Annotated in this window: 17 protein-coding genes; 13 read left to right on the top strand and 4 right to left on the bottom strand. The window is 63.0% G+C overall.

All coding sequences use genetic code 11. The annotated features are described in order from the left end of the window. Nucleotides 1-30 precede the first annotated feature (30 nt). The 9 genes from mdcA to madM are packed head-to-tail and all read left to right on the top strand — an operon-like array spanning nt 31 to nt 7,296. The gene (gene mdcA / locus KSS91_RS27050) at nt 31-1,701 is read left to right on the top strand and encodes a malonate decarboxylase subunit alpha (RefSeq protein WP_116579621.1); all 1,671 of its coding nucleotides are present in this window, start codon (nt 31-33) and stop codon (nt 1,699-1,701) included. Beyond that, on the top strand, nt 1,701-2,591 hold the full coding sequence (locus tag KSS91_RS27045; protein ID WP_217836609.1) for a triphosphoribosyl-dephospho-CoA synthase: 891 nt from the start codon (nt 1,701-1,703) through the stop codon (nt 2,589-2,591). The genes mdcA and KSS91_RS27045 overlap by 1 nt, the downstream gene beginning before the upstream one ends. Next, a complete protein-coding gene (locus KSS91_RS27040; RefSeq protein WP_008001147.1) occupies nt 2,591-2,890 on the top strand; it encodes a malonate decarboxylase subunit delta in 300 nt (99 codons plus the stop codon). The genes KSS91_RS27045 and KSS91_RS27040 overlap by 1 nt, the downstream gene beginning before the upstream one ends. Further along, nucleotides 2,883-3,734 (top strand): biotin-independent malonate decarboxylase subunit beta, encoded by an 852-nt coding sequence (locus KSS91_RS27035; RefSeq protein ID WP_007975426.1) that lies wholly within the window; start codon nt 2,883-2,885, stop codon nt 3,732-3,734. Before KSS91_RS27040 ends, KSS91_RS27035 begins: the two co-directional genes overlap by 8 nt. After that, nucleotides 3,731-4,534: a biotin-independent malonate decarboxylase subunit gamma gene (mdcE, locus tag KSS91_RS27030; protein WP_217836608.1), complete on the top strand. Its 804-nt coding sequence runs from the start codon at nt 3,731-3,733 to the stop codon at nt 4,532-4,534. The genes KSS91_RS27035 and mdcE overlap by 4 nt, the downstream gene beginning before the upstream one ends. Next, nucleotides 4,528-5,148 (top strand): malonate decarboxylase holo-ACP synthase, encoded by a 621-nt coding sequence (locus KSS91_RS27025; protein ID WP_217836607.1) that lies wholly within the window; start codon nt 4,528-4,530, stop codon nt 5,146-5,148. The genes mdcE and KSS91_RS27025 overlap by 7 nt, the downstream gene beginning before the upstream one ends. Next, on the top strand, nt 5,145-6,056 hold the full coding sequence (gene mdcH / locus KSS91_RS27020) for a malonate decarboxylase subunit epsilon (RefSeq protein WP_217836606.1): 912 nt from the start codon (nt 5,145-5,147) through the stop codon (nt 6,054-6,056). Before KSS91_RS27025 ends, mdcH begins: the two co-directional genes overlap by 4 nt. A 57-nt stretch (nt 6,057-6,113) precedes the next feature. Next, nucleotides 6,114-6,530 carry a malonate transporter subunit MadL gene (gene madL, locus KSS91_RS27015; protein WP_217836605.1) on the top strand — a complete coding sequence of 139 codons (417 nt, stop codon included), beginning with the start codon at nt 6,114-6,116 and terminating at the stop codon, nt 6,528-6,530. A 1-nt stretch (nt 6,531) separates the two neighbouring features. Next, the gene (gene madM, locus KSS91_RS27010; RefSeq protein ID WP_217836604.1) at nt 6,532-7,296 is read left to right on the top strand and encodes a malonate transporter subunit MadM; all 765 of its coding nucleotides are present in this window, start codon (nt 6,532-6,534) and stop codon (nt 7,294-7,296) included. A gap of 111 nt (nt 7,297-7,407) precedes the next feature. Here the strand turns inward: madM and KSS91_RS27005 are convergent, their stop codons facing one another. Further along, nucleotides 7,408-8,322 carry a LysR family transcriptional regulator gene (locus tag KSS91_RS27005; protein ID WP_015097186.1) on the bottom strand — a complete coding sequence of 305 codons (915 nt, stop codon included), beginning with the start codon at nt 8,320-8,322 and terminating at the stop codon, nt 7,408-7,410. Nucleotides 8,323-8,534: 212 nt separating this feature from the next. Between KSS91_RS27005 and trhA the strand changes: the two genes are divergently transcribed. Then, a complete protein-coding gene (trhA, locus tag KSS91_RS27000) occupies nt 8,535-9,152 on the top strand; it encodes a PAQR family membrane homeostasis protein TrhA (protein WP_217836603.1) in 618 nt (205 codons plus the stop codon). Here the strand turns inward: trhA and KSS91_RS26995 are convergent. Next, nucleotides 9,149-10,066, bottom strand: coding sequence for a LysR family transcriptional regulator (locus tag KSS91_RS26995; RefSeq protein WP_217836602.1), 918 nt, complete (start codon nt 10,064-10,066; stop codon nt 9,149-9,151). The two genes, trhA and KSS91_RS26995, sit on opposite strands and share 4 nt — an antisense overlap. A gap of 109 nt (nt 10,067-10,175) precedes the next feature. Between KSS91_RS26995 and KSS91_RS26990 the strand changes: the two genes are divergently transcribed. Genes KSS91_RS26990 through KSS91_RS26980 form a run of 3 tightly spaced genes read left to right on the top strand, consistent with a single transcriptional unit; the run spans nt 10,176 to nt 12,727 of the window. After that, nucleotides 10,176-11,417: a D-amino acid dehydrogenase gene (locus KSS91_RS26990; protein WP_217836601.1), complete on the top strand. Its 1,242-nt coding sequence runs from the start codon at nt 10,176-10,178 to the stop codon at nt 11,415-11,417. Between the two features lie 27 nt (nt 11,418-11,444). Then, nucleotides 11,445-11,795: a RidA family protein gene (locus tag KSS91_RS26985; RefSeq protein ID WP_217836600.1), complete on the top strand. Its 351-nt coding sequence runs from the start codon at nt 11,445-11,447 to the stop codon at nt 11,793-11,795. A gap of 29 nt (nt 11,796-11,824) precedes the next feature. After that, nucleotides 11,825-12,727, top strand: coding sequence for a transporter substrate-binding domain-containing protein (locus KSS91_RS26980; protein WP_126048042.1), 903 nt, complete (start codon nt 11,825-11,827; stop codon nt 12,725-12,727). A gap of 104 nt (nt 12,728-12,831) precedes the next feature. Here KSS91_RS26980 and KSS91_RS26975 read toward each other — a convergent pair whose 3' ends face one another. Next, nucleotides 12,832-13,551, bottom strand: a complete 720-nt coding sequence (locus KSS91_RS26975; protein ID WP_217836599.1) for a 16S rRNA (uracil(1498)-N(3))-methyltransferase — start codon at nt 13,549-13,551, stop codon at nt 12,832-12,834. Between the two features lie 142 nt (nt 13,552-13,693). Continuing rightward, on the bottom strand, nt 13,694-15,100 hold the full coding sequence (locus tag KSS91_RS26970; protein ID WP_217836598.1) for an adenosylmethionine--8-amino-7-oxononanoate transaminase: 1,407 nt from the start codon (nt 15,098-15,100) through the stop codon (nt 13,694-13,696). Nucleotides 15,101-15,141: the final 41 nt, after the last annotated feature.

The following is a 15,141-nucleotide window of genomic DNA, read 5'->3' as shown; positions in this document are numbered from 1 at the left end:
CCCCCACGACAGCGAACCCGTGGAGTGGTCATGACAACAACAATATCCCCCGACTCGCGATGGACGCGACGGCGCAGCGAAAAGCAGCGGCGTCTCGAGCTGGTGCGAGGTCTTGCCGACGGTGTGGTGTTGCCCACCGATAACATCGTCGCGGCGCTGGAGGCGTTGATCCTGCCGGGCGACCGCGTGGTGCTCGAAGGCAACAACCAGAAGCAGGCGGATTTCCTTTCACGTTCCCTGGCCAAGGCCGACCCCGCGAAGTTGCATGACCTGCATATGATCATGCCCAGCGTCGGACGCTCCGAGCACCTGGACCTGTTCGAGCGTGGTATCGCGCGCAAGCTCGACTTCTCTTTCGCCGGCACCCAAAGCCTGCGCATCAGCCAGCTGCTCGAAGACGGCCTGCTGGAAATCGGCGCGATCCACACCTACATCGAGCTCTACGCACGGCTGGTGGTGGACCTGATTCCCAACGTCGTGCTCTCGGCCGGTTTCATGGCCGACCGCGCCGGCAACATTTACACAGGGCCGAGCACCGAAGACACCCCGGCGCTGATCGAACCGGCGGCCTTCAGCGACGGCATCGTCATCGTCCAGGTCAACCAGTTGGTGGACGATGTCAGCGACCTGCCGCGCGTCGACATTCCCGCCTCCTGGGTCGACTTCGTGGTGGTGGCCGACAAACCGTTCTACATCGAACCGCTTTTCACCCGCGATCCACGGCACATCAAGCCGGTGCACGTGCTGATGGCGATGATGGCGATTCGCGGCATCTACGAAAAACACAACGTGCAGTCCCTCAACCACGGCATCGGTTTCAACACCGCGGCCATCGAGCTGATCCTGCCGACCTACGGCGAATCCCTCGGCCTCAAAGGCAAGATCTGCCGCAACTGGACGCTCAACCCGCACCCGACCCTGATTCCGGCGATTGAAAGTGGCTGGGTCGAAAGTGTGCATTGCTTCGGCACCGAACTGGGGATGGAGAACTACATTGCGGCGCGGCCGGATGTGTTCTTTACCGGGCGGGACGGTTCCCTGCGTTCCAACCGGATGTTCAGCCAACTGGCCGGGCAATACGCGGTGGACCTGTTCATCGGCGCGACCTTGCAGGTGGATGGCGACGGCCATTCCTCCACCGTGACTCGCGGGCGCCTGGCCGGATTCGGCGGCGCGCCGAACATGGGCCACGACCCGCGCGGTCGTCGCCACGGTACCCCGGCCTGGCTCGACATGCGCAACACCGACGTGGCCGAGCCGATGCTCGAGCGCGGCAAGAAGCTCGTGGTGCAGATGGTCGAGACCTTCCAGGAGGGCGGAAAACCGACCTTCGTCGAAACCCTTGATGCCGTTGATGTAGCGAAGAAAAGCGGCATGCCGCTGGCGCCGATCATGGTCTACGGCGACGACGTCACCCATTTGTTGACCGAAGAAGGCATCGCCTACCTATACAAGGCGCGTTCACTGGAAGAACGCCAGGCGATGATCGCCGCCGTCGCCGGGGTGACCGCCATCGGCCTGCGCCACAATCCCAAAGACACCGCGCGCATGCGCCGCGAAGGCTTGATTGCCTTGCCCGAAGACCTCGGCATCCGCCGCACCGACGCCACCCGCGAACTGCTCGCGGCGAAAAGCGTGGCCGATCTGGTGGAGTGGTCCGGTGGCCTCTACAACCCGCCCGCCAAGTTCAGGAGCTGGTAATGCACGCATTCAACCTGCAACCCAAAACCCTGAGCCAGGCCGAGCGGCTGGCGGACCTGGCGGTGGACGCGCTGATCGACGAGGCTGACCTGTCGCCGAAACCGGCACTGGTCGATCGTCGCGGCAATGGCGCTCACAGCGATTTGCACCTGGGGTTGATGCACGCTTCGGCGCTGTCCCTGTGGCCAGCCTTCAAGGCGATGGCCGATGCCGCGATAGCGTTCGGTGAGATCGGCTTGCCCCTGCGCGAAGCCGTGGGCCGGATCGGTCGCGAAGGCGAGCAAGCGATGCTCGACACCACGGGCGGCGTGAATACTCATCGCGGGGCGATCTGGGCCTTGGGCCTGTTGGTCACTGCCGCTGCGCTGGACCCTGAATCCACGGCTGCAAGCAGCGTATCGATTCGTGCGGCGCGTCTGGCGTTGCTCGACGATCGTTACGCGCCTCGTCCCCTCAGCCACGGTGCTCAAGTCGCTCAACGCTACGGCGCTCGCGGAGCCCGTGAAGAAGCGCAACTGGGTTTCCCGGCGGTGTTGCAACGCGCGTTGCCGCAACTCAAATGCAGCCGCGCCGCCGGCCATGGCGAACAGAACGCCCGGCTCGATGCGCTGCTGGCGATCATGACGAATTTGGCCGACACCTGCGTGCTGTACCGCGCTGGAGAACAAGGTCTGCACACCATGCAACTCGGCGCCCAGGCAGTGCTCGATGCCGGGGGTAGCGCCAGCCTCGCCGGACGTCGCCGCCTGCATGAGCTGGACCAACAACTCATCGCGTTGAATGCCTCGCCCGGCGGCGCTGCAGACCTGCTCGCAGCCTGCCTGTTCATCGACCGTATCGAGTCGGGCGACAGCCTTTTCCTCTGCCATTCACGAAGGGAAGCTTTTTGATGGAAACCTTATCCTTTGAATTCCCCGCCGGGCAGCCGCCACGCGGCCGCACCCTGGTGGGCTGTGTCGGTTCGGGTGATCTGGAAGTGCTGATCGAACCGGGTCAGGCCGGCAAGCTGACGATCAACGTGCAGACCTCGGTCAATGGTAGCGAACAACGCTGGCAGCATCTGTTTGCACGGATGTTCGACGGCCAGACGCCGCCGGCGATGGCCATCGACATCCACGATTTCGGCGCGACACCCGGCGTGGTGCGCCTGCGTCTGGAACAGGGTTTCGAGGAGATCGGCCATGACTGACAGCGCATCCCTGCTGAACAAACACAGCTTCGTCGAACTCGGTGCGCGGCAGCGGGCCAAGGCCTTGCTCGACGCCGGCACTTTCCGCGAATTGCTCGACCCTTTTCAACGGATCATGTCGCCGTGGCTGTCGCGCCAGGGCGTGGTGCCGCAAGCCGACGACGGTGTGGTGATCGCCAAGGGCAACCTCGATGGTTTGCCGGTGGTGATCGCCGCCATCGAAGGCGCGTTCCAGGGTGGCAGCCTCGGTGAAGTCGGTGGAGCAAAAATCGCCGGTGCGCTGGAACTGGCCGCCGAAGACAACCGCAACGGCATCCCGACCCGCGCCGTGCTGTTGCTGGAAACCGGCGGCGTGCGTTTGCAGGAAGCCAACCTCGGTCTGGCGGCGATTGCCGACATCCACGCGGCGATTGTCGATTTGCAGCAGTACCAGCCCGTGGTCGGAGTCGTGGCGGGCAGCGTCGGTTGCTTTGGCGGCATGTCGATTGCTGCCGGGTTGTGCAGCTACCTGTTGGTGACCCAGGAAGCGCGACTGGGCCTGAACGGCCCGCAGGTGATCGAGCAGGAAGCCGGACTCGAGGAATACGACTCCCGCGACCGGCCCTTCATCTGGAGCCTGACCGGTGGGGAGCAGCGCTTCGCCAGTGGTCTGGTGGATCGCTATGTTGCCGACGACGTGGCGCAGATTCGCCAGCAGGTGGGTGAGTTGCTCCAGCAAGGATTGCCGGCGCAATCACGCAGTCGCCAGGCCGAATTGTTCCTGCAACGCCTGGCGCGTCTGGACGCCGAACCGCAAATCGAGCCGTCCGTGGTTCGCGATCTGTACCAAGGAGAACGCCCATGAGCTCGTATTCCCTGCGTGGTTTGAACTGGTTCAACGCCTTGAGTGCCGGGGCGCAAGCGGTCGAGGGTTTGCCGGCTTCGCTGAAGGTCGCGGACGGTTCGCTGGGCGATCAGCCTGTGCGTTTCATCGCGGTGGTGGCCGACCCGGAAAACCGCTTCGTCCGTGCACGCAATGGCGAAGTGGGGTTGCTCGAAGGCTGGGGCCTGGCCAAGGCGGTGGATGAAGTCATCGCCGCCGATCAAAACAAGGCACGCAAGCGCGCCCTGATCGCCATTGTTGACGTGCCGAGCCAGGCTTATGGTCGCCGCGAAGAAGCGCTCGGCATTCATCAGGCGTTGGCCGCAGCGGCGGGCAGTTACGCCCGCGCTCGTCTGGCCGGCCATGCGGTGATCGGTTTGCTGGTGGGCAAGGCGATGTCCGGGGCGTTCCTGGCCCACGGCTATCAGGCCAATCGCTTGATCGCCCTGCGCGATCCGGGGGTGATGGTGCATGCCATGGGCAAGGCGTCGGCGGCGCGGGTGACCTTGCGCAGCGTCGAAGAACTCGAAGCTCTGGCGGCCAGTGTGCCGCCGATGGCCTATGACATCGACAGCTATGCCAGCCTCGGGCTGCTGTGGGAAACCTTGTCGGTGGAACAGATCGAGCAGCCGACTGCGGCGGATCTGGCGCGGGTGACCGAGTGCCTGGGTCAGGCGATGGGTGATATCGCCCAGAAGGGTGCAGATCTCAGTGGTCGTCTCGGTGCGGCCAATCGTGCGGCGTCGAGCAAGGTTCGCCAATTGCTGAGGGCGCAGTGGTGAGTGCGCTTCTGGCTCACGACCTGCTGTGGGGCATGACCCCGCGGCAGTTGCCTGCGGATGCCCCGACCTGGGTGATCGATTCGATCAGTGTCGGCCAACCGGTGGTGGTCCGTCGCGCCTTGAGCGCGGCGGGGCAGGTGGCGGTGGGCGTGCGCGGGCCGTTGCGCGAGCAGCGGTTTGCGACGCAGATGGAAGTCGCCGCCATCACGCGGCGGGTGCGGCCGGAAGAGCTCTGCCATCTTCAAGGCCTGCGTGATTTCCCGGCGCTGCGTGCCTTGGCGCAACTGCGCTCGCAGCTCGAAGAAAGTGGCTGGATCTGGGGTGTCAGTGGCAGTGCCGGGTTTGAGTTGGCCAGCGGGTTTGCCGCATTGCACGAGGGCAGCGATCTCGATCTGATCCTGCGTACACCTCGCCCGTTGAGTCGTGCCGACGCGCAGGCGCTGGTGGCCGTTCTCGACACGGCCGTGTGCCGCGTGGACCTGCAATTGCAGACACCCTTGGGCGCCGTTGCCTTGCGCGAGTGGGCCGGTGCTTCGTCGCGGGTCCTGTTGAAAAGTGCCACTCATGCCAGTCTGGTCACTGACCCGTGGCATCCACAGGAGCAGGCAGCGTGAGCAGCTTGCTGGTGTTCCCCGGCCAGGGTGCGCAGCAACCCGGCATGCTGACGCGTTTGCCTCGGGAAACGTTGTACGAGGCGAGCGATTGGCTCGGTGAAGACGTGACGCAGCTGGATTCTGCCGAAGCACTGCGGTCGACGAGGGCGGTTCAGCTTTGCCTGCTGATCGCTGGCGTCGCCGCTTCACGCCAGCTGGCCATGGCCCCGGACTACGTGGCCGGCTTGTCGATCGGCGCTTATCCGGCGGCAGTGGTGGCGGGTGCCTTGGGTTTCAGCGATGCACTGCATCTGGTCAGCTTGCGTGGTGAGCTGATGCAGCAGGCTTATCCACAGGGCTACGGCATGACCGCGATCATCGGTCTGGAGCTGGCCTTGGTGGAAGATTTGTTGGCGCAGGTTCACAGCGCCGATGCGCCGGTCTATCTGGCCAATATCAACGCCGATAACCAGGTGGTGATTGCCGGTAGCGATGCGGCGATGAAAGCGGTAGCCGAGTTGGCGAAAGGTCGCGGAGCCGGACTGGCCAAGCGACTGGCAGTGAGCGTGCCGTCCCACTGCCCACTGCTTGAGGTGCCCGCGCAACAGTTGGCCGAAGCCTTCGCCAAAGTGCCGCTGCAAACCCCGAAGATGGGCTACCTGAGCGGCAGCCGTGCGCGTCCGCTGATCAAGCCTGAAGCCTTGCGTGACGACCTGGCCTTCAACATGTGCCGCATCGTCGATTGGCGCGGCACGGTACAAAGCGCCTACGAGCGTGGCGTACGTCTACAGATCGAACTGCCGCCCGGTGCGGTGCTGACCGGGCTGGCGCGCCGGGTGTTCGAGCAGGGCACCGTGATTGCCTTCGACGGTGCGCGGCTCGATACCCTGCAGGCGCTGATGCGTGAGGAGGGAAGCCGCCACTCCTAAAACTCAGGCTTCGAACAACAAAAACAACATTCGAAATGCACTTTGAGGACTACAACAATGATTATTTACGGTGTGGCGCTGTTGGCGATCTGTACGCTGGCAGGGGTGATCATGGGTGACATGCTCGGAGTGTTGCTGGGCGTGAAGTCAAACGTCGGCGGCGTCGGCATCGCGATGATCCTGCTGATTTGCGCACGGTTATGGATGCACAGGCGTGGCGGCATGACCCGGGAGTGCGAGATGGGCGTCGGTTTCTGGGGCGCGATGTACATCCCGGTGGTGGTGGCGATGGCGGCGCAACAAAATGTGGTCACGGCGTTGCACGGTGGTCCGGTAGCGGTGTTGGCGGCGATCGGTTCGGTGGTGGTTTGCGGTTGCACCATTGCCCTGATCAGCCGGACCCACAAAGGCGAACCCTTGCCCGATGAAGCGGCGGATGTAACGCCGGTTGGCGCACCGGCAGGAGGTCGCTGATATGTGGGATTTGATCAAGAGCGGTCTGGAACACAACGGTCTGGTCACCGCATTCGGCTTCGTCGGCGTGATCATGTGGGTGTCAGTGGTGATCTCCAAACGCCTGACCTTCGGACGCATCCACGGTTCGGCGATTGCCATCGTCATCGGCCTGGTGCTGGCCTGGGTTGGCGGAACTATGACCGGTGGGCAAAAGGGCCTGGCGGACTTGACGCTGTTTTCCGGCATCGGGTTGATGGGTGGCGCGATGCTGCGGGACTTCGCCATCGTCGCCACGGCATTCGAGGTGCAGGCCACGGAAGCGAAAAAGGCCGGCTTGATCGGCGTGATCGCGCTTTTGTTGGGCACGGTGCTGCCGTTTATCGTCGGTGCGTGCATGGCCTGGGCATTCAGTTACCGCGATGCGGTGAGCATGACCACCATTGGCGCCGGTGCGGTGACTTACATCGTCGGCCCAGTGACCGGAGCCGCGATTGGCGCCAGTTCCGATGTGATGGCGCTGTCGATTGCCACCGGCCTGATCAAGGCGATCCTGGTGATGGTCGGCACGCCGATGGCGGCGCGCTGGATGGGCCTGGACAACCCGCGTTCGGCGATGGTGTTTGGCGGGCTGGCCGGCACTGTGAGCGGCGTGACGGCGGGGCTGGCGGCGACAGATCGGCGCCTGGTGCCTTATGGCGCGTTGACCGCGACCTTCCACACCGGGCTTGGGTGTCTGCTGGGGCCTTCGCTGTTGTTCTTCATTGTTCGCGGGATTGTCGGCTAGGTTCAGGGGCTGAGTTGTCGGGTCCGACGCCTTCGCGGGCAAGCCCGCTCCCACATTTGGAATGCGTTCGAATGTGGGAGCGGGCTTGCCCGCGAAGGGCGCGACTCGGTTTCAAGCCTGCCGATTGGCATACATCCGACACTCCGCCAGCAACGCCAGCAGGTTCGGATCACGCTCCTTGGCCTTCAGGAACACCACGCCAATGTGTTGCTGCAAGCGGTACTTTTCCTGCAACGGGATCAGCTTCACCCGGTTCTCGTACACCGCCGCAATCCGCCCCGGCAGCAACGCATAACCCACGCCCGAACTGACCATGCTCAGCAGGGTGAAGATGTCGTTGACCTGCATCGCCACCTTCGGCTCGAACCCTGCCTGCTCGAATACCCGCTTGCCGTCCTGATGGGTGGCGAAGCCCTGGGTCAGGGTGATGAAGGTTTCATCGCGTACTTCGGCCAGGTCGACTTCTGTGCGCTGGGCAAACTTCGAGTCGGCGGGTGTGGCGAGGAAGATGTCGTCGGAAAACAGCGGGATCTGTTCGCAATCCGGGTCGTTGATGCTGTCGTCCAGGGACACGAGGATCGCATCGACTTCCATGTTCTTGAGCTTGTAGAGCAGGTCGATATTGGAGCCCAGAATCAGGTCGATGTTGAGTTCGCTGCGGCGGATTTTCAGGCCCATGATCAGTTGCGGTACGGTCTTCACCGTCAGCGAATACAGCGATCCCAACTTGAAACGCTCGGCCGAGAACCCGGCGGCCTCGCGGGTCAGGCGCACGCTTTCGACGACATCCTGAATCAGCTTCTGCGCCCGCTCTTCGAGTACGTAAGCGCTTTCCAGCGGCGTCAGGCTACGGCCTTCGTGCTTGAACAACGGGCAGCGCAGAGCACTTTCCAGGGAATGGATCGCCCGATGCACGCTGACGTTGCTGGTCTGCAACTCGGCGGCGGCGCGTGCCAGGTTGCCGGTGCGCATGAAGGCCAGGAACACCTCGAGTTTTTTCAGGGTCAACTCTTCATCGATCAGCATGGGGCGGACTCTTTTTGGTATCGGTCAATTGTGCCCGTTAAACACGGAGCGTTGTAGGAGCTGCCGAAGGCTGCGATCTTTTGACGTTGAAGATCAAAAGATCGCAGCCTTCGGCAGCTCCTACAGGGATCGTGACGTACGGAAACATTGCACTTTTACGCTTGAGGCTTGAGCCTTGTTTTGCGGTAACCATTTTTTAAGGCGGGTAATCGATGTATCACGGGGAACGATTGAATGCCTGGACGCATCTGGCCGGGGCCGTGGCGGCGTTTATCGGCGGGGTGTGGCTGATTGTTCTGGCCAGTCTCGACGGCAGCCCGTGGAAGATTGTCAGCATGGCGATCTACGCCTTTACCTTGCTGGTGCTTTACAGCGCATCGACCGTGTACCACAGCGTGCGCGGGCGCAAGAAAGCGATCATGCAGAAGGTCGATCACTTCTCGATCTACCTGTTGATCGCCGGCAGCTACACGCCGTTCTGCCTGGTGACCCTGCGCGGGCCGTGGGGCTGGACCTTGTTCGGGATTGTCTGGGGGCTGGCGCTGATCGGCATCCTGCAAGAGATCAAGCCGCGTTCGGAGGCGCGGATTCTGTCGATCGTGATTTATGCGGTGATGGGCTGGATTGTGCTGGTGGCGGTCAAGCCGCTGCTCGCGGCGCTGGGCGGCGCCGGATTTGCCTGGCTGGCCTCGGGCGGGGTGTTGTACACGGTGGGGATTGTCTTTTTTTCCCTTGACCATCGCCTGCGCCATGCCCACGGGATCTGGCACCTGTTCGTGATCGCCGGGAGTTTGCTGCACTTTGTGGCGATTTTCTTTTATGTCCTTTAAGGCTGTACCGGGGCCAGCCGATCCAGCTGCTCCCGGGCTCGGCGGCTGAATACCTGCAACAGGTCGTTCAAGGTGTGGGGCGGCGGTTCGGCGGCGCGGGTCACTGCATACAGGGTGATGGGTAACGGCGGTGCCAGGGGGCGGATCATTGTGTTGACGGGAGAGGCGCCAAGGGCGGTGAACGGATCGATCACCGCCAGGCCCGCACCGGATTCCACCATCGCCCGTGCCAGTGAGTAGGTTTGCACGGCGATGCGTACCCGGGGCGGCGGTTCGACCGCTTCCAGGTAACTGTCGAGCCGCGCGGCCAGTGGATCGGCGCTGGATAAACCGATCAGTGGCGCATCCGCCAGAGCCATCAGCGGCAACGGTTTACCCACCTCTTCCTGAGGCCAGTAACCACTCGGCGCCAGCGCCACCAGCACGCCAGACGCCAGCGCCTGGGCCTTGAGTCCCGGGTGATCCGGGCGTTGCAGGGTCAAGGCGACATCCACTTCGCGCATCAACAGGTTCTGCACCAGTTCGCGACTATGGGCGCTGGAGAGTTCGCAAGCGATGTCCGGGTATCGCCCGGTCCATTCGTGAATGGCCGGCGGCAGCAAAGACAGGGCCAGCGCCGGGGTGGCGCCGATGCGCAGGCTGTGGCCCGGTTCGCGGCGCAGGCTCTGCGCCAGGCGTCGCACGCCTTGCAGGCTTTCGCTGACCTTGTCCACTTCACGCTCCAGTTCCAGCGCTTCCGGCGTCGCCTGCAACTTGCCGCGTACCCGCAGGAACAGCGGGAAACCCAATTGTTGCTCGGCGTGCTGCAACACCTTGCTCACTGCCGGCTGCGAGACGTGCAGCAATTGCGCGGCAGCGCTGATCGAACCGGTCTGGCGGACGGCCTGGAAAATCTCGATATGGCGAAGACGCATGGCAAGTCCATAACCTTTGTTTATGGGGTTGCCATCTTTATGCATTGTTCAACGTCTGTCACCTGGCTCTAACCTTGGCCTCGTCTTCACAACGGGTTTAAGGACGGACATGGCTCAGCGTGTGTGCATCATCGGTGGCGGTGTGATTGGCCTGGCAACGGCCTATGCGCTGGTGCGCGACGGCTTTGAGGTGACGGTGGTCGAGGCACGGGACTCGCTGGGCAGCGAAACCAGCTTCGCCAACGGCGGCCAGTTGTCCTATCGCTATGTCGCGCCCCTGGCCGACGCCGGCGTGCCTTTGCAAGCCATTGGCTGGATGCTGCGCGGCGACTCACCGTTGAAGCTGCGCCCGCGCTTTGACCCGGCCCAGTGGCGCTGGATGGCATCGTTCCTCGGCGCCTGCCGCCGCTCGGTCAACCGCGAGAACGCCGCGCACTTGCTGCGCCTGGCGCTGTTCAGCCAGGACACTTTGAAGTCCTGGCGCGAGGACGATGGGGTGACGGGATTCCAGTGGCGGCGCAATGGCAAACTGGTGACTTTCCGTCAGGACAGCAGCTTCGAGCATGCGCGCCAGAGCCTGGCCGACCCGCAGCAACAGCAGGTGTTGTCGCCGGCCGAATGCGCGCAACTGGAACCGGCACTGATCGATGCGCCCTTTGTCGGGGCGATCTACACCCCGGACGAAGAGGTGGGCGACTGCCACGGTTTTTGCCAGCAACTGGCCGCCCGGCTGCAAGCGTCCGGCCGTTGCGAGTTTCGTCTCGGGCAAGCGGTAACCGGCATCCGCCACAGCAACGGCAGCGTCAACGCCATCGAACTGGGCGAGCAAGTGCTGCCGGTCGATCAACTGGTGATCGCCGCCGGTCACCGCAGTCCGCTGTTGGCACTTCCCGGGCTGCAACTGCCACTTTATCCGCTCAAGGGCTATAGCCTGACCGTGCCGATTGGCGCCGGTCACCGGGCGCCGGACGTGAGCATCACCGACTACGACCGCAAGATCGTCTATGCCCGCATCGGCAAGCAATTGCGAGTGGCGGCAATGGTCGACATTGTCGGCTTCGACCCTGCTTTGGACCCCAAGCGCCTGGCGCTGATCAAGCGTCAGGCCCATGACACCTTTCCAAATGCCGGCGCCTATGACGAAGCCGTCGAGTGGGCTGGCATGCGCCCGGCCACCCCTAGCGGCGTGCCGTTGCTGGGCGCGACGGCGTATCGCAACCTGTGGCTCAACCTCGGCCACGGCGCGCTGGGTTTTACCCTGGCATGCGGTAGCGGGCGCTTGCTCAGTGAGCTGATCGGCGAGCGCCAGCCGTCCATTGACCTGCAGGGTTTCAACCACCGGGCCGCCTGAATACTGATTTCTGAAGAGGACACTGCAATGACCATTACCCGACTGCACAGCAACCCGCGCCTGTCTGGCGCCGTGACCTTTGGCGACCTGGTGTTTCTCTCCGGGCAGGTGCCGGGCGATGCCCGGGATGCCAACGGCCAGACCCGTGAAGTGCTGGCGAAAATCGATACCTTGCTGGCCGAGGCGGGCAGCGACAAGGATCATCTGCTCAGTGCGACCATTTACCTGAAGAACATCACCGAGGATTTCGCCGCGATGAACGAGGTCTGGTCGGCCTGGCTATCGCCGGGGCAGTCACCGAGCCGCACCACCGTGCAGGCCGAACTGGCCCGCCCGCAGGTGCTGGTGGAAATCACCGTCATCGCTGCACGCGTCTGATAAACCAACACCCACAACGGAGAATAACAATGCAAAAAATCACGTTGCTCGCTTGTACGCTTGGCCTGTTGCTCGGCAGTCAGGTTCAGGCCAATGAAGCGCCGCTGACCGGCACTCTGAGCAAAATCGCCAGCGCCAATAGCATCACCCTGGGCTATCGCGATGCTTCGGTGCCGTTCTCCTACGTGGGTGATCACAGCGGCAAGCCGATGGGGTACTCGGTGGATCTGGCGGGCAAGATCGTCGAGCGCATCCAGCAGCAACTGGCGCTGCCGGACTTGAAGGTGAAGTACAACCTGGTGACCTCGCAGACCCGTATTCCACTGGTGCAAAACGGCACCGTGGACCTGGAGTGCGGCTCCACCGGCGTGACTGCCGAACGACAGAAGCAGGTGGCGTTCTCTTATGGTTTCATCTACGTCAAAGGCCAGTTGCTGACCGCGAAGGACAGCGGGATCAAGAGCTTCGCTGACCTGCGCGGCAAGAACGTGGTGACCACCGCCGGCACCACCAACGAGCGCTTCCTGAAAAGCTACAACGTCGATCACAAGATCGACATGTTCGTGATCAGCGCCAAGGACCACGGCGAAGCCTTCCAGATGCTGCAGTCGGGCCGGGCGGTGGCGTTCTACATGGACGACGCGCTGCTCTATGGCGAGCGCGCAAAGGCCAACGACCCGCACAAATGGGTGGTGGTCGGGGAGGAGCAATCGCGGGAGATCTACAGCTGCATGGTGCGCAAGGACGATCCGCAGTTCCTGGCGCTGGTCAACGGTGCGTTGGCGGAGCTGTACAGCTCGGGCGAGATCAATGGCATCTACAAACGCTGGTTCGAGCAGCCGATCCCGCCGAAGGGTTTGAACCTTGAGTTCCCGATGACCAGCGAACTCAAGGCGATCATTGCCAAACCGGTGAGTGATCCGGTGCAGTAGCAGCCAGATCGGCCTCTAGACCGTGTCGCGGCCATTCGCGAGCAAGCCCGCTCCCACAGTTGATCGCATTACCCTGTGGGAGCGGGCTTGTTCGCGAAGGCGGACTAGAAGTCGCCCCAAAGCTGCTGAGCTACTGCCAATGCAACCACCGGCGCGGTCTCTGTGCGCAACACTCGAGGGCCGAGGCGGGCGGCATGAAAACCGCTGGCCTTGGCCTGTTCGACTTCCCCATCCGACAACCCGCCTTCCGGCCCAATCAAAAACGCCAGCGTCCCAGGCTTGGCATGGCTGACCAAAGGCTCGGCCACCGGATGCAGTACCAGCTTCAACTCGGCTTGCGCCTGCTTCAACCAGTCAGCCAGCAACAGTGGCGGATGAATCAGCGGTACCCGTGAACGGCCGCATTGCTCGCAAGCGCTGATCGCCACCTGGCGCCAGTGCAGCAGGCGTTTGTCGGCGCGCTCGTCCTTGAGCCGGACTTCGCAGCGTTCGGTGAAGATCGGGGTGATTTCGCTGACGCCCAGTTCCGTGGCTTTCTGAATCGCCCAGTCCATGCGCTCGCCCCGGGACAGGCCCTGGCCGAGATGGATTTGCAGCGGCGATTCGATCTGCCCGGCGAAGCTTTCATCGATCTGCACCACGACGCGTTTTTTGCCGACTTCGACCAGCCTGGCGCGAAACTCCTGGCCCGAGCCGTCGAACAATTGCAACGCATCGCCCTCGGCCATGCGCAGCACGCGGCTGATGTAATGGGCCTGGGCTTCGGGCAACTCGTGCTCGCCGGTGCTCAGGGGGGCGTCGATGAAGAAGCGGGACAGTCTCATTCGGGGTCTCTGAAAAGGGTGTAAATATCTGGCGGCCCCATCGCGGGCAAGCCCGCTCCCACAGGTACAGCGCAATCCTGTGGGAGCGGGCTTGCCCGCGATGACGGTAGTCCGGTCAGCGCTGAAGCTTAGGTGAAATCAATCAACCCGGATCACGGAACCCCGGGTGGAAGTCCTTCGGCACCGCCACGCTGACGCTGTCACGGGTGGCAATGTCGATCCCTTCGCTGGCCACATCGGCCAGGAAATCGATCTGCTCCGGAGTGATCACGTACGGCGGCAGGAAATACACCACGCTGCCCAATGGGCGCAGTAAAGCACCGCGCTCCAGGGCGTGCTGGAACACCTTCAGGCCGCGACGTTCCTGCCACGGGTAAGCTTCCTTGCTGGCCTTGTCCTTGACCATCTCGATGGCCAGCACCATGCCGGTCTGGCGCACTTCGGACACGTTCGGGTGATCCACCAGATGCGCCGTCGACGAAGCCATGCGCTGCGCCAGGGCCTTGTTGTTCTCGATGACGTTGTCTTCTTCGAAAATATCCAGCGTCGCCAGGGCTGCCGCGCACGCCAGCGGGTTGCCGGTGTAGCTGTGGGAGTGCAGGAAGGCGCGCAGGGTCGGGTAGTCGTCGTAGAAGGCGCTGTAGACTTCGTCTGTGGTCATGCACGCCGCCAGCGGCAGGTAGCCGCCGGTCAGGGCCTTGGACAGGCACAGGAAGTCCGGGCGGATACCGGCCTGCTCACAGGCGAACATCGTCCCGGTGCGGCCGAAACCGACGGCGATTTCGTCGTGGATCAGGTGCACGCCGTAGCGGTCGCAGGCTTCGCGAAGGAGCTTGAGGTACACCGGGTGATACATGCGCATGCCACCGGCGCCCTGGATCAGCGGCTCGACAATCACGGCTGCGACGCTGTCATGGTTCTCGGCCAGGGTCTGTTCCATCGCGGCGAACATGTTGCGCGAATGCTCTTCCCAGCTCATGCCCTCGGGACGCAGGTAGCAGTCCGGGCTTGGCACTTTGATGGTGTCCATCAAAAGCGCCTTGTAGGTCTCGGTGAACAACGGCACGTCGCCCACCGACATCGCCGCCATGGTTTCGCCGTGGTAGCTGTTGGTCAGGGTGACGAAGCGCTTCTTGTTCGGCTGACCACGATTGAGCCAGTAGTGAAAGCTCATTTTCAGTGCGACTTCGATGCAGGACGAGCCGTTATCGGCGTAGAAGCACCGGGTCAGGCCTTCCGGCGTCATTTTCACCAGGCGTTCGGACAGTTCGATCACCGGTTGATGACTGAAGCCGGCAAGGATCACATGTTCGAGCTGATCGACCTGATCCTTGATGCGCTGATTGATCCGCGGGTTGGCGTGCCCGAACACATTGACCCACCAGGAGCTGACCGCATCGAGGTAGCGTTTGCCTTCGAAGTCTTCCAGCCACACGCCTTCACCGCGCTTGATCGGGATCAGCGGCAGTTGTTCGTGATCTTTCATCTGGGTGCAGGGATGCCATAACACGGCGAGATCGCGTTGCATCCACTGATTATTCAGGCCCATTTTCACTCTCCTGGAGGCGGTCCGTGACCTGCGCGGACAAA

Source organism: Pseudomonas azerbaijanorientalis, assembly GCF_019139795.1.
In the GTDB taxonomy this organism is placed as follows: Bacteria; Pseudomonadota; Gammaproteobacteria; order Pseudomonadales; family Pseudomonadaceae; genus Aquipseudomonas; species Aquipseudomonas laurylsulfatiphila.
This window is presented reverse-complemented; position numbering and strand designations above follow the sequence as displayed.